21 protein-coding genes are annotated in these 17,701 nt (G+C 57.5%); 16 read left to right on the top strand and 5 right to left on the bottom strand.

From position 1 onward, the window contains the following. Positions 1–15 precede the first annotated feature (15 nt). The 3 genes from ppa (at position 16) to ABIE61_RS06110 (ending at position 2,723) form a co-directional block, all read left to right on the top strand. Positions 16–549 (top strand): inorganic diphosphatase, encoded by a 534-nt coding sequence (gene ppa / locus ABIE61_RS06120; protein ID WP_354407690.1) that lies wholly within the window; start codon positions 16–18, stop codon positions 547–549. Positions 550–702: 153 nt separating this feature from the next. Further along, positions 703–1,548, top strand: coding sequence for an AAA family ATPase (locus tag ABIE61_RS06115; RefSeq protein WP_091825363.1), 846 nt, complete (start codon positions 703–705; stop codon positions 1,546–1,548). Further along, positions 1,548–2,723, top strand: coding sequence for a vWA domain-containing protein (locus ABIE61_RS06110; protein ID WP_354407687.1), 1,176 nt, complete (start codon positions 1,548–1,550; stop codon positions 2,721–2,723). Before ABIE61_RS06115 ends, ABIE61_RS06110 begins: the two co-directional genes overlap by 1 nt. A 15-nt stretch (positions 2,724–2,738) precedes the next feature. Here the strand turns inward: ABIE61_RS06110 and ABIE61_RS06105 are convergent, their stop codons facing one another. The 3 genes from ABIE61_RS06105 to ABIE61_RS06095 form a co-directional block, all read right to left on the bottom strand. After that, the gene (locus ABIE61_RS06105; RefSeq protein ID WP_354407685.1) at positions 2,739–4,043 is read right to left on the bottom strand and encodes a uracil-xanthine permease family protein; all 1,305 of its coding nucleotides are present in this window, start codon (positions 4,041–4,043) and stop codon (positions 2,739–2,741) included. A gap of 11 nt (positions 4,044–4,054) precedes the next feature. Further along, a complete protein-coding gene (gene upp, locus ABIE61_RS06100; protein ID WP_354407683.1) occupies positions 4,055–4,681 on the bottom strand; it encodes a uracil phosphoribosyltransferase in 627 nt (208 codons plus the stop codon). Positions 4,682–4,753: 72 nt separating this feature from the next. After that, positions 4,754–4,891, bottom strand: a complete 138-nt coding sequence (locus tag ABIE61_RS06095; protein ID WP_354407681.1) for a hypothetical protein — start codon at positions 4,889–4,891, stop codon at positions 4,754–4,756. On the opposite strand from ABIE61_RS06095, the gene ABIE61_RS06090 reads away from it, so the two are divergent. Both ABIE61_RS06090 and ABIE61_RS06085 read left to right on the top strand, forming a co-directional pair. Then, a complete protein-coding gene (locus ABIE61_RS06090) occupies positions 4,890–5,450 on the top strand; it encodes a hypoxanthine-guanine phosphoribosyltransferase (protein WP_354407679.1) in 561 nt (186 codons plus the stop codon). The two genes, ABIE61_RS06095 and ABIE61_RS06090, sit on opposite strands and share 2 nt — an antisense overlap. Positions 5,451–5,517: 67 nt before the next feature. Continuing rightward, positions 5,518–5,670, top strand: a complete 153-nt coding sequence (locus tag ABIE61_RS06085) for a hypothetical protein (RefSeq protein ID WP_175527616.1) — start codon at positions 5,518–5,520, stop codon at positions 5,668–5,670. Between the two features lie 87 nt (positions 5,671–5,757). Here ABIE61_RS06085 and ABIE61_RS06080 read toward each other — a convergent pair whose 3' ends face one another. Further along, a complete protein-coding gene (locus tag ABIE61_RS06080; protein WP_354407676.1) occupies positions 5,758–6,528 on the bottom strand; it encodes a ParA family protein in 771 nt (256 codons plus the stop codon). 15 nt (positions 6,529–6,543) lie between these two features. Then, positions 6,544–7,572 carry a DUF2333 family protein gene (locus ABIE61_RS06075; RefSeq protein ID WP_354407673.1) on the bottom strand — a complete coding sequence of 343 codons (1,029 nt, stop codon included), beginning with the start codon at positions 7,570–7,572 and terminating at the stop codon, positions 6,544–6,546. Between the two features lie 277 nt (positions 7,573–7,849). On the opposite strand from ABIE61_RS06075, the gene aroQ reads away from it, so the two are divergent. The 11 genes from aroQ to ABIE61_RS06020 all read left to right on the top strand — a co-directional run bounded on the left by aroQ (position 7,850) and on the right by ABIE61_RS06020 (position 17,552). After that, on the top strand, positions 7,850–8,293 hold the full coding sequence (gene aroQ, locus ABIE61_RS06070) for a type II 3-dehydroquinate dehydratase (RefSeq protein WP_354407671.1): 444 nt from the start codon (positions 7,850–7,852) through the stop codon (positions 8,291–8,293). A gap of 59 nt (positions 8,294–8,352) precedes the next feature. Continuing rightward, positions 8,353–8,805 carry an acetyl-CoA carboxylase biotin carboxyl carrier protein gene (gene accB, locus ABIE61_RS06065; protein ID WP_354407668.1) on the top strand — a complete coding sequence of 151 codons (453 nt, stop codon included), beginning with the start codon at positions 8,353–8,355 and terminating at the stop codon, positions 8,803–8,805. 22 nt (positions 8,806–8,827) lie between these two features. After that, positions 8,828–10,168, top strand: a complete 1,341-nt coding sequence (gene accC, locus ABIE61_RS06060; protein ID WP_091825338.1) for an acetyl-CoA carboxylase biotin carboxylase subunit — start codon at positions 8,828–8,830, stop codon at positions 10,166–10,168. A 174-nt stretch (positions 10,169–10,342) separates the two neighbouring features. Further along, entirely contained in the window at positions 10,343–11,248 is a 906-nt protein-coding gene (gene prmA, locus ABIE61_RS06055; protein ID WP_354407665.1) for a 50S ribosomal protein L11 methyltransferase, read from the top strand. 3 nt (positions 11,249–11,251) lie between these two features. Beyond that, the gene (locus ABIE61_RS06050) at positions 11,252–12,124 is read left to right on the top strand and encodes a DUF3426 domain-containing protein (protein ID WP_354407662.1); all 873 of its coding nucleotides are present in this window, start codon (positions 11,252–11,254) and stop codon (positions 12,122–12,124) included. 140 nt (positions 12,125–12,264) lie between these two features. Then, positions 12,265–13,242, top strand: coding sequence for a tRNA dihydrouridine synthase DusB (dusB, locus tag ABIE61_RS06045; protein ID WP_354407659.1), 978 nt, complete (start codon positions 12,265–12,267; stop codon positions 13,240–13,242). A 25-nt stretch (positions 13,243–13,267) separates the two neighbouring features. After that, a complete protein-coding gene (fis, locus tag ABIE61_RS06040) occupies positions 13,268–13,549 on the top strand; it encodes a DNA-binding transcriptional regulator Fis (RefSeq protein ID WP_091825326.1) in 282 nt (93 codons plus the stop codon). 30 nt (positions 13,550–13,579) lie between these two features. Next, positions 13,580–15,163 carry a bifunctional phosphoribosylaminoimidazolecarboxamide formyltransferase/IMP cyclohydrolase gene (gene purH / locus ABIE61_RS06035; protein ID WP_091825323.1) on the top strand — a complete coding sequence of 528 codons (1,584 nt, stop codon included), beginning with the start codon at positions 13,580–13,582 and terminating at the stop codon, positions 15,161–15,163. Positions 15,164–15,179: 16 nt separating this feature from the next. After that, the gene (gene purD / locus ABIE61_RS06030) at positions 15,180–16,466 is read left to right on the top strand and encodes a phosphoribosylamine--glycine ligase (RefSeq protein ID WP_354407656.1); all 1,287 of its coding nucleotides are present in this window, start codon (positions 15,180–15,182) and stop codon (positions 16,464–16,466) included. A 66-nt stretch (positions 16,467–16,532) separates the two neighbouring features. Further along, on the top strand, positions 16,533–17,147 hold the full coding sequence (locus ABIE61_RS06025) for a LysE family transporter (protein ID WP_091825317.1): 615 nt from the start codon (positions 16,533–16,535) through the stop codon (positions 17,145–17,147). 84 nt (positions 17,148–17,231) lie between these two features. Beyond that, a complete protein-coding gene (locus ABIE61_RS06020; protein WP_206840328.1) occupies positions 17,232–17,552 on the top strand; it encodes a hypothetical protein in 321 nt (106 codons plus the stop codon). Positions 17,553–17,701 lie beyond the last annotated feature (149 nt).

Here is a 17,701-nt window from a genome sequence, read left to right as displayed (position 1 = left end):
ACAGGAAAACAGCTCATGAGCTTCGAGAAAGTCCCTGCCGGCAAAGATCTGCCGAATGACATCTACGTGATCATCGAAATCCCGGCGGAAAGCTCCCCGGTTAAATACGAGATCGACAAAGACGCTGATGCGATCTTCGTTGACCGTTTCATGGCTGCCCCGATGTTCTATCCGGCCAACTACGGCTACATCAACAACACCCTGGCAGACGATGGCGACCCTCTGGACGTACTGGTGCTGACCCCGCACCCGGTGATGACCGGTTCCGTGATTCGCTGCCGTCCGGTTGGCGTACTGAACATGACCGACGAAGCCGGCGGTGATGCCAAACTGGTTGCCGTTCCGCACGAGAAACTGAGCCAGGCGTACAACGATATTCATGATGTTGACGATATTCCTCAGCTGACCCGTGACCAGATCGCCCACTTCTTCGAGAACTACAAAACCCTCGAAAAGGGCAAGTGGGTCAAGGTTGAAGGCTGGGCCAACGCCGACGCCGCGCGCGCCGAGATCGTGAAGTCTGCCGCTGCATACGAAGCTGCCAAGTAAGACTTGCCTCCGGGGAGATGTGCCATCACATCTCCCCACCCTCCCCACATCAATCCTCGCCCCACCTCTCTTTTCCACCCGACCTGTTCTGATACACTGGCTCCTGTCTTTTACCAACTACCAACCGACCCATAGCAACCGACAGAGAAGCCGATGAAGTTTTCAGGTACCGACCGCTACGTTGCCACCGACGATCTGCAGATGGCCGTCAACGCCGCCATCACCCTGCAACGACCGCTGCTGGTCAAGGGCGAGCCCGGCACCGGCAAGACCATGCTGGCTGAAGAGCTGGCCACCGCACTGGGCAAGCCTTTGCTGCGCTGGCACATCAAGTCCACCACCAAGGCTCAGCAGGGCCTGTACGATTACGATGCCGTTTCCCGCCTGCGTGATTCTCAGCTGGGTGACGATCGCGTGCATGATATTCGCAATTACATCCGCAAGGGGATGCTGTGGCAGGCGTTTGAAGCTGACGAGCAGGTCGTACTGCTGATTGACGAGATCGACAAGGCCGATATCGAATTCCCCAACGACCTGCTGACCGAACTCGACAAGATGGAGTTTGATGTGTATGAGACCGGTGAACGCGTCCGTGCCCGTCAACGCCCCATCGTGATCATCACCAGTAACAACGAGAAGGAGCTGCCGGACGCCTTCCTGCGCCGCTGTTTCTTCCACTACATTGCCTTCCCGGACAAGGACACCCTTCAGTCCATCGTCGATGTGCATTTCCCGCAGATTGAGCAGACGCTGGTGCGCGAGGCACTGGAAATATTCTTCCGCCTGCGCGAAGTCCCCAGTCTGAAGAAAAAACCGTCAACATCAGAGCTGATTGACTGGCTCAAGCTGCTGCTTGCTGACCGCATTCCGGCTGACGTGCTGGCCAATCAGGACCCATCCAGCGCCATGCCTCCGCTCTATGGTGCGCTGCTCAAAAACGAGCAGGATGTACACATGCTGCAGCGCCTAGCCTTCATGGCGCGCCGTGAGGCTCGCTGATGCTGATCGACCTGTTCACTCAGCTGCGCAAGGGACAGGTGCCGGTTTCCCTGCGTGAGCTGCTTGACCTGATCGGCGCACTGGAACAGCAGGTTGCCTGTCTGGACGTGAATGACTTTTACCTGCTGGCCCGCGCCTGTATGGTCAAGGACGAAAAGTACTACGACCGCTTTGACCGTGCCTTCGGGCAGTATTTTGCCGGACTGCAGGCACAGGGGGATATTACCGACGCCTTGATCCCCTCGCACTGGCTGGACAGCGAATTCATCAAGCAACTCAGTGACGAGGAAAAGGCACAGATCGAGGCACTGGGTGGTCTGGACAAGCTGCTGGACACACTGAAGCAACGCCTGGAAGAACAGGGTGAACGCCATGCCGGTGGCAACAAGTGGATCGGCACCGGCGGTACCTCTCCATTTGGTCACAGCGGCTATAACCCGGAAGGGGTTCGAATCGGTGGCGAGAGCAAACACAAACGTGCAGTGAAAGTCTGGGAGCAGCGCCAGTTCCGCAATCTGGATGACAGCGTGGAGCTGGGCACGCGCAATATCAAGGTTGCCCTGCGCAAACTGCGCAAGTTCGCCCGCACCGGCGCCGCCGACCTGCTTGATCTGGATGACACCATTCGCTCAACGGCGCGCAATGCCGGCCTGCTGGATTTGAAAATGGTGCCGGAGCGGCACAACGCCGCCAAGGTACTGCTGTTTTTGGATGTAGGCGGCTCCATGGACCCGTTCATCCGCACCTGCGAAGAGCTGTTCTCGGCTGCGCGCACCGAATTCAAGCACCTGGAATACTTTTACTTTCACAACTGCGTATACGAAAAGGTCTGGCGCGACAACCGTCGCCGTTACGACGAAGCCATACCAACTCTGGATGTACTTCACACCTACGGCCGTGATTACCGGGTAATCTTTGTGGGTGATGCCGCCATGTCACCCTATGAACTGCTGGATCGCTATGGCAGCGTGGAGCACATGAACGAGGAGCCGGGGCAACTCTGGCTGCAGCGGATACTGGATACCTGGGACAAGGTAATCTGGCTGAACCCCTCATCTGAGCGCTACTGGCAGTACACCCAGAGCACGCAGATGATTCGGCAGCAGGTCGAGGGGCATATGTACCCACTGACACTGGAAGGGCTGGAGGCCGGTATCCGCTACCTTTCGCGTTGATACCGGCCGGCAGGATCAGTCGCGGGCGTGGTGTACCATGTCCTCGACCACTTCCTGCTCTTCGTGAAGATCATCATCCACCTGCTTCGACTGCGGCAGAACAAGATTCAGAATGATCGCCACCGCACCACAGAGGCTGACGCCCTGCAGGCTCAGATCGCCCTGCCCCATTGCCATGCCACCAATGCCGAACACCAGCGTGGTGGCCACAATCACCAGATTCCGTTGCTCGGCCAGATCTACATGAGCCTTGATCAGAGTGTTCATCCCCACCGCGGCAATGGAGCCGAACAGCAGGATCAGAATACCGCCCATCACCGGCGCCGGAATGGTCTGCAGCGCCATGCCAAACTTGGCAATGAACGCCAACGCAATGGCGACGATTGCGGCCCAGACCATGATCACCGGATTGAAAGCCTTGGTTAGCATCACCGCACCGGTCACTTCGGAGTAGGTCGTGTTGGGCGGGCCACCGAACAGCGAGGCCGCAGCGGTGGCAAGGCCATCGCCAAACAGGGTCCGGTGCAGCCCCGGCTTGCGCACGTAGTCCTTACCGGTCACGTTTGAGATCGCCAGAATATCGCCTACATGCTCAATGGCCGGTGCCAGCGCCACCGGGATCATGAACAGGATCGCCTGCCAATGGAACTCGGGCATCACGAATGCCGGCATGGCCACCCAGCGTGCTTCGGTGATCGGGCTGTAATCCACCATCCCACTAAAGTGGGCCACGGCGTAACCTGCCACCACACCCGACAGAATGGGCAGCAGGCGGAAGATGCCATGAGCAAACACAGCCACGATAAGGGTGGTCACCAGCGCACTCATGGAAACCAGCATCGCCTGCTCATAGGGGAACAGCTCAAGCGAACCATCCCCGCTCTTGCCCATCGCCATATTGACCGCAATCGGCGCCAGACCCAGGCCGATGATCATGATGACCGGCCCTGTTACCACTGGTGGCATGATTCGGTGCAGAAAACCGACCCCCTTGAGCTTCACCGCTAGTGCCAGCAGCATGTAGACACCACCGGCAGCCATCAGACCGCCCATCGTAGCCGCCACACCCCAGTTCTGTACTGAGTAGGTAATCGGGGCGATAAAAACAAACGAGGATGCCAGAAAAATCGGTACCGTGAGCCCGGTTACCAGATGAAACAGCAGTGTCCCAATCCCGGCGGTAAACAGCGCCACACTCGGATCCAGACCCGTCAACAACGGCATCAATACCAGCGCACCGAATGCCACGAACAGCATCTGCGATCCGGCCAGCATGGTGCGCCAATGCAATGCGCCTTTACGTTCAGGAACGGGTTGCATATTCGACTCTCCTATTTGGTGCCGAAAATCTTGTCACCGGCGTCACCCAGCCCAGGCACAATATAACCCTGCTCGTTCAGGCACTCATCCACTGACGCGGTAAATATATCCACATCCGGGTGTGCGGCCTGCACCTTCTCAATTCCTTCAGGGGCCGCTACCAGCACCAGCGCGCGAATACTGCTGCAGCCGGCCTTTTTCAACAGATCGATGGTCGCGATCATGGAACCACCCGTTGCCAGCATGGGGTCCACGATCAATGCCATGCGTGACTCAATGTCGCTGGCCAGTTTTTCAAAATAGGTGACCGGTTGCAGAGTTTCTTCATCCCGATAAAGCCCTACCACCGAAATCTTGGCGCTGGGGACCAGTTCCAGCACCCCATCCAGCATGCCAAGCCCTGCTCGCAAAATGGGTACTACGGTAATTTTCTTGCCCTTGATTCGCTGCCCGTTGACCGGACCACACCAGCCCTGCAGGGTATACTCTTCCAGCTCCAGATCCTTGGTCGCTTCGTAGGTCAGCAAGCAACCAACCTCGGCTGCCAGCTGGCGAAAACCGCGGGTACTCTTGTTACTGGAGCGCATCAGGCTCAGCTTGTGCTGTACCAGCGGATGGTGGATTTCATGAACACTCATGGCAGGGCAACCTCATCGGCGGAGCCGCACGTTTGAACCAACGTCCGGCTTGACAAAAAATTCAGGGCAAGACTAACGAATGATCCGCCTGATGTCATCCACGCCCACGGCCTGATATTGCTCAGACAGCAAAACCTGAGTACCCTTGCTCACTTTTTTTACAATCCGGTCGCCAGTGGCGGCCATCAGCCATTGCCGGAGTGGTTCCATGAGCACTATCGATTCCGAAGAGATCAAGCGCGTCTACATCGAGGCTGACCTGCTCCACAGCCAGGCCGAGGTGGAAGCGGCAATCAGCAACATGGCTGCCGACATTACCGCCGAACTTCATGACCGCGAACCGGTCATTTTTGCGGTCATGAATGGTGGTCTGGTGATTGCGGGCCAACTGCTGACCCGGCTCAACTTCCCGCTGGTGGCCAGCTACCTGCACGCCACGCGCTACCGCAATACCACATCCGGCCACGAGCTGGAATGGAAGGTGCCGCCAATGGTCGAGTTCAAGGACCGCCCGGTACTGGTAGTGGATGACATTCTGGACGAAGGCCATACCTTGGCCGAAGTGATGGACTACCTGAAGGCGGAAGGTGCTGCATCAGTACAGTGTGCCGTGCTGGTTGACAAGCGCCATGACCGCAAGGCCCGCCCGGGGTTCAAGGCCGATTTTGTAGGGATCGAGATCGAGGATCGCTACATTTTCGGCTATGGCATGGACTACAAGGGTTATTGGCGCAACGCGCCTGGCATCTTCGCAGTAAAGGGGATGTAATCTACGCTTGCCATCCCGTCCTGTCTGGTTACAATGCGGGGGTACGAAGAAAATTTACAGGGTTTGCATGACGGAATTAGTCATTCTCGCGCTGTCGGCCACGGCAATTTTTACCTGGCTGCTGCGTTTGAGACGCAAATCGCTCGCCGCACGGGATAGTGCCGCTCAGCGCGACTGCGTATTCATGAGTGATGGTCGGGTTATTGCGCCGGACAAATAAGCGGTATCCGGCAATTTATCCCAGGCGATATCGACAAAACGGAGCCACAAGGCTCCGTTTTTTTATGCTCTGAACAAACACAAACCGTCAGACCTTTTCCAACTCCTCGAACAGCTGCACAAACTCCTGTGTCAGCTTGTGGGCGGGAGCCATATGGATCAAAGGTTTCGCTTCGTTATGAGATTCTTTCATCTTGACCGAGGCCGACAGCCGAGTGGTTAGCACCGGCAGCGATTCGGCCAGCAGCCCTTCAACAATCTTGCGGGGCAAGGAGGCGCGGGGCTGATACTGATTCACCACAATGCCTTCCACTTCCAACCGTTCGTTATGGTCCGCCCGCGTTTCACGCACATTATTCAGCAGGTTATAGAGTGCCTGACGCGCAAACTCATCGCAGTCAAACGGGATCAGGCAGCGTTCAGCTGCAACCAGCGCCGACAGTGTAAAGAAGTTGAAGGCCGGCGGTGTATCGATATAGATGGCATCAAACGCATCCCCCAGCTCATCGAGCGCATCACGCAGTTTGTAGATCTTGTGCTTGCTCTCAAGTTTCGACTGCAGATCACCCAGCTCCGGATGTGCCGGCAGAATCGACAGCCCGGCAAAGGGTGTCGGGTGAATGAAGGCTTCAGGCGCCTTGGGCTTGAGCTGGAAACTCAGCGTCTGCTCAAAAAAACCGTAGGCATCGGTATCCGGCTGGTTGGCATCATCCCCCAGCAGGTAATGGGTGGAGTTACACTGAGGGTCAAGATCAATAACCAGTGTCTTGAGTCCCCGGCTGGCACTGATCGCTGCCAAATTGACTGTAATACTGGATTTGCCAACACCACCTTTCTGATTGAATACCACTCTACGCATGAGTCTTCTCCGCTCCTAACCCTGAGCAAGCAGGTCACGCAGATCAATAATGGCTGCGTTGGCCCGTGATATATAAGACGCCATCACCAGTGAGTGATTGGCAAGAAAACCAAACTCGGTACCATTCAGCACCATTGGGCTCCACAAGGTTGACTGAGTCGATTCCAGCTCACGGATGATCTGGCGCAGGCTTGCACGCGCGCCCTTGCGGTCCAGTGCTTCGCCGAAATCCTGTTCGACCGCTTCGAGCAGATGCAGAAGCGCCCACGTAGTCCCCCTGGCTTCATAGAACACATTGTCTATCTCAAGCCAGGGAGTTCTTACATCAATTTCAGTATCCGACACGGTTGACTGGCGCGCCCCGGTTTCGCCTGCCAGGTCGGTATTCACACGGCGCTGGCCAACACTGGCGCTGAGCCGTTGCGACAGACTGCCGAGCCGAGTGGAAACATCGCCCAGCCAGTCACGCAAATTGTCTGCACGGGCATAGAACTGGGCATTACTCTGGTTTTCATCCGACAGCCTGTCTGCATAATCCTGCAGCAGGTGGATCGCCTTGCGATACTCACCTTCAGTTGACGGCAGTATCCAGCTGTTGTTATTGAAGTGCAGTAGTGGTTCAGCCTTGGCCAGAGCCGGGTCCTCTGTCGATTGAGACTGGGACCGACTCATGCTTTTGCGCAGTGAGCGCCCCATATCACGCATCTGTACCAGCACCCCAAACTCCCAGGCTGGCATGTTATCCAGCCAGATGCCCGGTGGCAGACGGTCATTACTCAAATATCCCCCCGGCTTGTCCAACAGGGTATTGCCCAGAGTGATCAGCGTTGCAACCGTATGAGTACCGGTAACAGGCTTACCCGTTGTCGTCTGTGCACTTGCCTCGCGGACCACATCGAAGCGATCTGGTTCGCTGCTCCACCAGACGCCAACACCCAGTGATACCAGCAGCCAGATAATCAGCACCAGCAATACCAGCTGCAGCTTGCGCGCGGTCGCAAATCGGTCCCAGATTCCAAGCCAGATGCGCTCAAGTCGTTCCACTCGTGTCTCCTGCCATTTCATCTATTCAGGGGCCGCTGGACGCAGCCTCCATGTTGCATTGCACTATGGACAATTCGGCGGTTGCGGTCAATCGTGCAGCACGCTGACGCTGAAGCGGTGATTATCACCGGCTATCGCATATATAAGGCTAACTTCGGCAAACTCGCCGCTAACAGACGAAAATCCGACGGCCAGCATAGACAGGCATTTAACTTTCATGCACACTAGTCGACCTTGGTTTTAACCCATGGCAACTGAGTTTCGACGGGGCAAATGCATGGCACATATTCTGGTTCTGAATGGTCCAAACCTGAATCTGCTCGGCACCCGAGAACCCGGCATCTATGGCTCCACCACACTTGCCGATATCGAGGCATCGATTGTCACTCAGGCCACGGCGCTGGGACATTCAGCCGAGTGTTTCCAGAGCAATGCCGAAGCCGCCCTGATCGATCGTATTCATCAGGCACCGGCACAAGGCACCGGTTTCATTATTATCAATCCGGCCGCCTTTACCCACACCAGTGTCGCACTGCGTGATGCCCTGCTGGGCGTGGACATACCCTTTATTGAAGTGCACCTGTCCAACGTGCATGCTCGCGAGCCCTTCCGCCAGCACTCCTACCTGTCCGACAAGGCAGTAGGGGTCATCTGCGGCCTTGGTGCTGAAGGCTATCGTTTTGCCCTTGAAGCGGCCCACAGCCGTTTGCTGCAAGGCTGAACCGCAACGGACAGGTTCGTACCCTTTAACAACATTGAATTCAGAGAAGCCTTCAAAGCATGGATATTCGCAAAGTCAAAAAACTGATCGAGTTGCTGGAAGAGTCAAACATCAACGAAATCGAGATCAAGGAAGGCGAAGAGTCTGTCCGTATCAGTCGTGGCGGCAGCCAGGTAATCGCGGCCCCCGCCCAATACGCAGCACCGGCACCCGTTGCGGCTCCGGCACCCGCTGCAGCCGCCCCGGCTCCCGAAGCACCGGCCGAGGCGGCCCCATTGGGCCATGCCGTACGCTCACCGATGGTTGGCACTTTCTACCGCTCTCCGTCTCCCACCTCAGGACCTTTCGTTGAAGTGGGACAGAGCGTGAAAGCAGGGGATGTTATCTGCATCGTGGAAGCGATGAAGATGATGAACCAGATCGAAGCTGACAAATCCGGTGTAGTCGAAAGCATTCTGGCCGAAGATGGCCAACCGGTCGAGTTCGACCAGCCGCTGATCACCATCGCCTGATTGCTGACCAAGGATTTTCACTATGCTGGATAAAGTGCTGATTGCAAACCGTGGTGAGATCGCGCTGCGTATCCTCCGCGCCTGCAAGGAGCTGGGCATCAAGACCGTTGCCGTCCATTCGGTGGCTGACCGCGATTTGATGCATGTGCGCCTCGCCGACGAAGCCGTGTGCATCGGCCCTGCCCCGTCCACCCAGAGCTACCTCAACATTCCGGCAATCATCAGTGCCGCCGAGGTAACCGACTCTGTGGCGATTCACCCCGGCTATGGTTTTCTCGCCGAGAACGCGGACTTTGCCGAGCAGGTAGAGCGTTCTGGCTTTACCTTCATTGGTCCGCGCGCCGATACCATTCGCCTGATGGGTGACAAGGTATCCGCCATCAATGCAATGAAGCTAGCGGGTGTACCAACCGTGCCGGGATCTGACGGACCCCTGCCTGACGATGCTGAAGCTGTCTACAAGATCGCCCGTCGCATCGGCTACCCGGTGATCATCAAGGCTGCAGCCGGTGGCGGTGGTCGCGGCATGCGCGTGGTGCATACCGAAGCGCACCTGGGTAACGCGGTACAGGTGACCAAATCCGAGGCCAAGGCGGCTTTCGGTGATGAAACCGTGTACATGGAAAAATTTCTCGAGAAGCCGCGCCATGTTGAAGTACAGGTACTGGCCGACGGTCAGGGCAATGCCATTCACCTGTACGACCGCGACTGCTCCATGCAGCGCCGTCACCAGAAGGTTGTCGAGGAAGCACCGGCACCGATGATTGATGAGGCCGCTCGCGCCAAGGTTCTCAAGGCCTGCGTCGACGCCTGTATCGAGATTGGTTACCGCGGTGCCGGTACCTTCGAGTTTCTGTATGAAGATGGCGAGTTCTTCTTCATCGAGATGAACACCCGTGTTCAGGTCGAGCATCCGGTGACTGAAATGGTAACCGGTGTTGATATCGTCAAGGAACAGCTGCGCATTGCAGCCGGCCTGCCTCTGTCATACAAACAGGAAGACATCAAGCTGCGCGGCCACTCCATTGAGTGCCGTCTGAACGCGGAAGACCCCAAAACCTTCATGCCCAGTCCCGGCAAAGTGACTCATTTCCATGCGGCAGGCGGTAATGGCATTCGCGTTGATTCACACCTGTACAGTGGTTACAGCGTACCGCCCCATTATGACTCACTGATCGCCAAGCTGATCACTTTTGCGGATGACCGCGAAACGGCACTGGCGAGAATGAAGAGCGCACTGGACGAAACGCTGATCGAAGGGATCAAGACCAACATTCCGCTGCATCAGGATATTGTTCGCGATACCAACTTTGCCCGTGGCGGCGTGAACATCCACTACCTTGAGAAAAAGCTCGGCCTCTGAGTCTTTCTCGACAACAGCCGGCTGAATCCGGCTGTTGTCACCCTCCCCCCTTTTTGCCTGACACTGCCAACCACCTGCCAGACACCATTGACGTGCGCTGGATCAGCAAACACCGGATTTTACCCGTCGCAGTTTTAGGACATACTACTGATATCAAACAGATGGAGTCTCTGCATGCCTTGGCTACAGATTAAAGTTGCCACTTCACCCGAGCAGGCCGAAACCTACGAGGACCTGCTGCTGGCCGCCGGCTGCGCAGCCGTCACCTATCAGGACGCCGCCGACCAACCGATTTTTGAACCTGATCTGGGAACCACGCCTCTGTGGAGTCACACCATCGTTACAGGCCTGTTCGCGGCCGAGCATGACTTGCGTGAAACATTGCAGCTACTGGCCAAGGCTCAGAAAGACGCCTTTGCCGACGCCGGCACACTGCCCGAGTTCAAGGCCGAAATTCTGGAGGACAAGGACTGGGAGCGAGAATGGATGGATCATTATCATCCAATGCAGTTCGGTCAGCGCCTTTGGGTATGCCCCAGTTGGCGCGAAGCACCCGAGCCTGATGCCGTCAACCTGATGCTTGACCCAGGCCTTGCCTTCGGTACCGGCACCCACCCGACAACCGCGCTTTGTCTCGAATGGCTGGACGGACAGGAACTGAACGGAGTGCAGGTGATCGACTACGGCTGCGGCAGCGGCATTCTGGGCATTGCCGCCCTGCTGCTCGGAGCGCGCCACGTCATGGCCGTGGATATCGATCCTCAGGCACTCACCGCCACCGCTGACAACCTGGCCCGCAACAAGCTGCCAACAGAACGACTCAACGCCTACCTGCCCCTTAATGCTCCCAAACTGCAGGCGGATGTTCTGGTAGCCAATATTCTGGCAGGCCCTCTGTGTGAGCTGGCCCCAACGCTTGCCGAGCGCGTTTGCCCGGGAGGACGCATCCTGCTGTCTGGCCTGTTATCGCAGCAGGCAGATGAGCTAATATCCACCTACAGTCAGTGGTTTGAAATGGATGCTCCGGGTGAACGCGAGGGCTGGATCCGCCTCAGTGGTACCCGCAAGCAGGAGAGCTGACCCTTGATCATAACGCGCTGCCCCAACTGTCATGCCCGCTTTCGCGTGACCGAAGGCCAGCTCAAGCTGGCCGAGGGGCAGGTGCGCTGTGGTGCCTGCCTGAGAGTTTTCAGCGCCCCCCAACACGAAGTCAGCTCGTTCAAGCCCGAGCAAAACAGCCCCGCCGACGAACACCTTGAAACCTCGATCAAGGCTGTAAATGAGCCTTCAAAGGCACGCCCGGATACCACTTCCGCTTCGACTGATATTCCGATTGCTGCAGCCGAACCTGTCAAGGCACCGCCCCCTGTCGGTATCGATGCAGATCAAGCTCGTGCAGGAAGCACGGCCGCCCTGCCGCTGATCGCGGAGCCGCTTCAGTTGGCCAAAGTCGAGAACGAACGCAATCCGATTACCACCGCCTTCCTGCTGCTGGGTATTTTGCTGACACTGGCTGTATTTCTGTCGCAGCTGATCTGGTTTGAGCGTGCTCGACTTGCTCAATACCCGCAGCTACAGAGTATTTACTCCATGTTGTGTCATCAGATCAGCTGTGATCTCGACAGTGCTCATGCGCTGAGTCAGATCCGAAACCACAGCCTGCATGTTCAACCTCACCCACGCTTCGCCGATGCACTTAAAGTTTCCATCGTACTCGAAAACATGGCCCCCTTTCCCCAGCCATGGCCGGCGCTTCAGCTGCGCTTTACAGACTTGAAAGGACGAGAAGTGGCTAAGCGCACGTTTCAGCCGGGCGAATACCTTGATACCCGCAGCCTGTCTACTGAACAGATGATGCCTGGCCAACCGATGCAGATCGAGCTGGAACTTGCTTCACCAGGACGCCGTGGTGTCAGTTACGAGCTTTCCCTGCTGGCCCCGACTCACGAGCCCTGATAACAGATCATTTTTTCATCAGAAACGGTTGGACGCAGCAAGCCGAAGGAGTATCATTGGCCGCCTTCCGAAAGTAAGCCCCCGGTTTGCCGCAACTGCAGCAAACGTGAGTTTCCTTTATCTTTCTGACAGGACGCAGCATGTTCAGGATCGGCCCATACAGCATTGACAGTCGGGTGATTCTGGCCCCCATGGCCGGGGTGACGGACCGCCCGTTCCGCCAGCTGTGTCGCCGCCTGGGTGCCGGACTCGCAGTGTCCGAAATGGTCACATCCGACAGCCGTCTCTGGCACACCCGAAAATCCAGCCTGCGTCTTGATCACACGGGTGAACCCGAGCCGCGTTCTGTTCAGATTGCCGGCGGTGATCCCGACATGTTGGCTGAGGCTGCTCGCTTGAATGTCGCGAACGGTGCTCAGATCATCGACATCAACATGGGTTGCCCCGCCAAAAAGGTATGCAACAAGGCCGCAGGCTCTGCTCTGCTGCGGGACGAGCCACTGGTACAAGATATTCTGCAGGCAGTTACCGCAGCCGTAGACGTACCGGTTACGCTCAAGATCCGCACAGGCTGGTGCCCTGACACGCGCAACGCGATTCGCATTGCCCGCCTTGCCGAACAATCCGGCATTGCGGCACTGGCCATTCACGGTCGCACTCGGGCCGATGGCTATCGCGGAGAGGCCGAGTACAGCACTATCGCCCGAGTACGTGACGAAGTCAGTATACCGTTGTTTGCCAATGGTGATATCGACTCACCACGCAAGGCACGGCAGGTACTCGAGCTGACCGGTGCTGATGCAGTGATGATTGGCCGTGCGGCACAGGGTCGCCCCTGGCTGCCCGGCCAGATTGATCATTTTCTGCGCACGGGCACGGAGCGCCCTGACCCATCTGCCCAAGAGCAAGAGCAGATTTTGACCGAGCACCTGCTGGCACTGTATGCGTTCTACGGCGACTATCTCGGCGTCAGGATCGCACGCAAGCATGTGGGCTGGTATCTGCAAACAGCAGAGGGCAACCGGGACTTTCGGCAAGATTTCAATCAACTAGAAACAGCACATGATCAGGTGAGTGCCGTGGCCGCTTTTTTTGCGTCCCGGCTGGCAGCCGCCTGATCCCTGGATTGGGTACAGAAGTACAGTGGATACCAAAGACTTGAAACAGACTAAACCCGGCACACAGACGCAGATCCCCCAACAGACCCTGCGTGACACCGTGCACCAGTCACTGACCAGCTATTTCAAACAGCTGGACGGCCAGCCTGTTACCGATGTCTATCAGATGGTTCTGTCCGAAATCGAGGCACCGCTGTTCGAGAGCGTGATGGCCTACACCAAGGACAATCAGACCAAGGCGTCAGAGGTACTGGGCCTCAACCGTGGCACCCTGCGCAAGAAGCTCAAGCAGTACGGTCTGCTGTAACTGAATTCATTTCGAACTGGAACGCTTACCATGTCTGAACAGAACACCAAAGCCGTCCGTCGCGCCCTGATCAGCGTGTCTGACAAGACCGGCATCGTTGACTTTGCTCGTGCACTCAGTGCCGAAGGCGTCGAGATCCTGTCCACTGGCGGCACCTACAAACTGCTGTGTGACAACAATATCCCGGCGATTGAAGTCTCGGATTACACTGGCTTCCCTGAAATGATGGATGGTCGCGTCAAGACCCTGCACCCCAAAGTGCATGGCGGCATTCTGGGCCGTCGCGGCACCGATGATGCCATCATGAGCGAGCACGGCATTCAGCCGATCGACATGGTTGTGGTTAACCTTTACCCGTTCGCCGCTACCATCGCCCGCCCTGACTGCGATTTGCCGATGGCTATCGAAAATATCGATATCGGTGGCCCGACCATGGTGCGTTCCGCCGCCAAGAACCACAAGGATGTTGCCATCGTCGTCAATGCATCCGACTACGACAGCATTATCGCTGAGCTGAAATCTGACAACGGCCTCGGCTTCAAAACCCGCTTCGATCTGGCTGTGAAAGCATTTGAACACACCGCTGCCTACGACGGCATGATCGCCAACTATCTGGGCGCCATCGTCGAAGGCGACGAGGAGATGCCGGCCGACTTCCCACGCACTTTCAACACCCAGTTCATCAAGGCACAGGACATGCGCTACGGCGAGAACCCGCACCAGCGTGCGGCCTTCTACGTTGAAGCCAACCCCGGCGAAGCCAGTGTGGCAACCGCCCGTCAACTGCAGGGCAAAGAACTATCGTTCAACAACGTGGCTGATACCGATGCAGCACTGGAATGTGTCAAACCGTTCCAGGAACCGGCCTGCGTCATTGTCAAGCACGCCAACCCCTGTGGAGTTGCTGTCGGCAACGATATTCTGGAAGCCTACAATCGTGCCTTCCAGACTGACCCCACTTCAGCGTTTGGGGGCATCATCGCGTTCAACCGCGAGCTGGATGGCAAGACTGCCCAGGCGATCGTTGACCGCCAGTTTGTGGAAGTGATCATCGCCCCGAGCGTTACACAGGAGGCCTCTGATATTGTCGCCGCCAAACCCAACGTGCGCCTGCTCGAATGCGGCCAGTGGGATAAAGAACGCAAACACAGCTTCGACTACAAGCGTGTTAACGGCGGCCTGCTGGTGCAGGACCAGGATCTGGGCATGATCGACGCCTCTCAGCTGAAGATCGTCACCCAGCGCCAGCCCACTGAACAGGAGATCCGTGACCTGTTGTTCTGCTGGGAAGTGGCCAAGTACGTCAAATCCAACGCCATCGTCTACGCCAAGAACGGCCAGACCATTGGCATTGGCGCCGGTCAGATGAGTCGCGTCTATTCTGCCAAGATCGCCGGCATCAAGGCCGCTGACGAAGGTCTGGAAGTACCCGGCTCCGTTATGGCGTCTGATGCGTTCTTCCCGTTCCGTGACGGCATCGATGCCGCTGCAGCGGCGGGTATCACTGCAGTGATCCAGCCCGGCGGCTCCATGCGCGATCAGGAAGTGATCGACGCTGCCGATGAGCACGGCCTTGCCATGGTATTCACCGGCATGCGTCACTTCCGTCACTAAACAAGGGGAATCGAACATGAATATTCTGGTTATCGGTTCCGGCGGTCGCGAGCACGCACTGGCCTGGACCGCGGCTAAAGATCCTGCAGTCGAATGCGTATATGTCGCTCCCGGCAACGCCGGTACGGCCATTGAGCCCAAGCTGGAGAATGTGGATATCGACGTGATGCAGATCGATGCACTGGTCAACTTCGCCCGCGACAACGCGGTAGCGCTAACCATCGTCGGTCCTGAGGCACCGCTGGTAGCCGGCATCGTTGATCGTTTCCGCGCAGCGGGTCTTGCGATCTTTGGTCCGACCGCCGGTGCGGCTCAGCTCGAAGGTTCCAAGGCGTTCACCAAGGACTTCCTGGCACGTCATGAGATTCCGACGGCGGAGTATCAAAACTTCACCGAGATCGAACCTGCGCTGGCCTATGTGCGCGAGAAAGGCGCCCCGATCGTGGTCAAGGCCGACGGCCTGGCTGCCGGCAAGGGCGTCATCGTGGCGATGACCCTGCAGGAAGCTGAAGACGCCATTCGTGACATGCTGGCCGGCAACGCCTTCGGTGATGCAGGCAGCCGCGTAGTAGTTGAAGAGTTCCTCGATGGGGAGGAAGCCTCCTACATCGTCATGGTCGACGGCGACAATGTGCTGCCGATGGCCACCAGCCAGGACCACAAACGTGTTGGCGATGGCGACACCGGTCTGAATACCGGCGGTATGGGTGCCTACTCTCCGGCACCGGTAGTAACCGCCGAGATCGATCAGCGTGTAATGGACGAAGTGATCATGCCGACCGTGAACGGTATGAAGGCGGAAGGCAACCAGTATACCGGCTTCCTTTACGCCGGCCTGATGATAATGGCCGACGGTACACCTAAGGTAATCGAGTACAACTGCCGTTTCGGTGATCCCGAAACTCAGCCAATCATGCTGCGCCTCAAGTCTTCACTGGTAGAACTGTGCCAGGCGGCGCTGGACAGGAAGCTGGACCAGACCACTGCCGAATGGGATGAGCGCAAGTCCGTTGGGGTCGTCATGGCGGCCGGCGGCTACCCGGGCGACTACGCCAAAGGCGATGTGATCAGCCTGCCGGAATCCTGCCCGGAAGGCAGCAAGATCTTCCACGCCGGCACCCAGCTGGATGACAAGGGCAACGTCGTCACAGCCGGGGGGCGTGTGCTCTGCGTCACCGCACTGGGTGACAGTGTGACCGAGGCTCAACAGTGCGCCTACGCACTGCTGAAGCAGGTCAGCTGGAAGGATGCCTACTTCCGTACCGATATCGCTTACCGTGCGATTGCACGCGAAAACACCTGATATTTCACGCCAATGTTTCAACAGCCGCCTTCGGGCGGCTGTTTGCGTTGCAGAGGTTTTATAACGATGAGTACAGAGATCTGGATTGCACTGCTGGGCACCGCCCTGCTGATCAGCCTGTCTCCCGGTGCCAGTGCCGCCACCGCCATGGGCGCAGGTCTGACCTATGGTGTCCGCGGCGCCTGCTGGAGCACGCTTGGGCTTGTCAGCGGCTATGGCGTACAGATTATGGTGGTATCTCTTGGGCTTGGCAGTCTGATTGCCACCTCACCGGAGCTGTTTTCCATCCTTAAATGGATCGGTGTAGTGTATCTTATCTGGCTCGGAATCCGTTTCTGGAGACAGCGCGCATCAGGTGAGGTGGAGTCGCTTGCGTTTGCGCCTCGTCACAGCCGCTTCCTGCAGGCGTTGCTGGTCAACATTACCAACCCAAAAGGTCTGGTTTTTCTGCTCGCGCTGATCCCCCAGTTCATCGATCCCGCCCGGCCGCAGCTGCCCCAGCTAATTACTATTAGTGCTACACTGATGGCAGCCGAAGCCTGCATCATGACCGGATACAGTGGCTTGGCATCGGGCCTGCGGCAGCAATTCGCTCACCCCATGGCCATGATCTGGCAGCAGCGGCTGGCAGGCAGTGCACTGATCGCCGCGGGACTGGCGCTTTCGGTGGCCACTCTCTGATTTAATGGAACGACCGGCATGACAGGATGGCAACGGATACTGACTGGGCTAGGCCTGCTGGCTCTGCTCTAGGGGTGCAGTCTGATGAAACGACATGACTCCCCTGAGCAGAGCGGCTACTGCCTGCGGGCTGGACAGGAGCAGGCATTTGATTGCTCAGCACCTGCCCTGGAGGTAAACCAGGTACGTGACCCTCTGCAACCCCGCACCCACTTTACGGATGAAGAGCTGTTCTCCCTTCTGTCGGAGGTTAAACGCTGGCTGGAACGTGAGCGACTGATCGCAGCCGGCGAGCCCGTCCCACCTCACCTGTTGCCCCAAGAGGCACCAGCCGCACCGCCTGCCCCCGTCTCACCGACCGGTTCACCTCTCTGGCCGCGTGTACTGGAAGCGCTTTCGCACTGATTCTTCGCACTGCAACACGGATCCAATTCATCCTTGCCGATCGCTCTGTCAGCGGGCCTGAAAGTGTCTTTGTGCATCTGCACATGCCGCACCCAATCACTCTAAATCACTGATCCTCAAGCTGTACTTTGCCCAGAGCTGTGCTATTC

Origin of the sequence: Marinobacterium sp. MBR-111 (genome assembly GCF_040547585.1) — a bacterium.
Classification (GTDB): Bacteria; Pseudomonadota; Gammaproteobacteria; order Pseudomonadales; family Balneatricaceae; genus Marinobacterium; species Marinobacterium iners.
Note: the sequence above shows the minus strand (reverse complement) of the source record. Positions and strands in the feature narration are given on the sequence as shown.

What these genes read in the sequence shown, in the direction of transcription:
- dusB (WP_354407659.1), top strand. Translation starts at nt 12,265, where the DNA reads ATGTTCAGGATCGGCCCATACAGCATTGACAGTCGGGTGATTCTGGCC.
- ABIE61_RS06115 (WP_091825363.1), top strand. Translation starts at nt 703, where the DNA reads ATGAAGTTTTCAGGTACCGACCGCTACGTTGCCACCGACGATCTGCAG.
- accC (WP_091825338.1), top strand. Translation starts at nt 8,828, where the DNA reads ATGCTGGATAAAGTGCTGATTGCAAACCGTGGTGAGATCGCGCTGCGT.
- ABIE61_RS06110 (WP_354407687.1), top strand. Translation starts at nt 1,548, where the DNA reads ATGCTGATCGACCTGTTCACTCAGCTGCGCAAGGGACAGGTGCCGGTT.
- ABIE61_RS06020 (WP_206840328.1), top strand. Translation starts at nt 17,232, where the DNA reads ATGAAACGACATGACTCCCCTGAGCAGAGCGGCTACTGCCTGCGGGCT.
- purD (WP_354407656.1), top strand. Translation starts at nt 15,180, where the DNA reads ATGAATATTCTGGTTATCGGTTCCGGCGGTCGCGAGCACGCACTGGCC.
- ABIE61_RS06090 (WP_354407679.1), top strand. Translation starts at nt 4,890, where the DNA reads ATGAGCACTATCGATTCCGAAGAGATCAAGCGCGTCTACATCGAGGCT.
- ABIE61_RS06095 (WP_354407681.1), bottom strand. Translation starts at nt 4,891, where the DNA reads ATGGAACCACTCCGGCAATGGCTGATGGCCGCCACTGGCGACCGGATT.
- accB (WP_354407668.1), top strand. Translation starts at nt 8,353, where the DNA reads ATGGATATTCGCAAAGTCAAAAAACTGATCGAGTTGCTGGAAGAGTCA.
- aroQ (WP_354407671.1), top strand. Translation starts at nt 7,850, where the DNA reads ATGGCACATATTCTGGTTCTGAATGGTCCAAACCTGAATCTGCTCGGC.
- ABIE61_RS06085 (WP_175527616.1), top strand. Translation starts at nt 5,518, where the DNA reads ATGACGGAATTAGTCATTCTCGCGCTGTCGGCCACGGCAATTTTTACC.
- prmA (WP_354407665.1), top strand. Translation starts at nt 10,343, where the DNA reads ATGCCTTGGCTACAGATTAAAGTTGCCACTTCACCCGAGCAGGCCGAA.
- ABIE61_RS06105 (WP_354407685.1), bottom strand. Translation starts at nt 4,043, where the DNA reads ATGCAACCCGTTCCTGAACGTAAAGGCGCATTGCATTGGCGCACCATG.
- ABIE61_RS06025 (WP_091825317.1), top strand. Translation starts at nt 16,533, where the DNA reads ATGAGTACAGAGATCTGGATTGCACTGCTGGGCACCGCCCTGCTGATC.
- ppa (WP_354407690.1), top strand. Translation starts at nt 16, where the DNA reads ATGAGCTTCGAGAAAGTCCCTGCCGGCAAAGATCTGCCGAATGACATC.
- ABIE61_RS06080 (WP_354407676.1), bottom strand. Translation starts at nt 6,528, where the DNA reads ATGCGTAGAGTGGTATTCAATCAGAAAGGTGGTGTTGGCAAATCCAGT.
- upp (WP_354407683.1), bottom strand. Translation starts at nt 4,681, where the DNA reads ATGAGTGTTCATGAAATCCACCATCCGCTGGTACAGCACAAGCTGAGC.
- purH (WP_091825323.1), top strand. Translation starts at nt 13,580, where the DNA reads ATGTCTGAACAGAACACCAAAGCCGTCCGTCGCGCCCTGATCAGCGTG.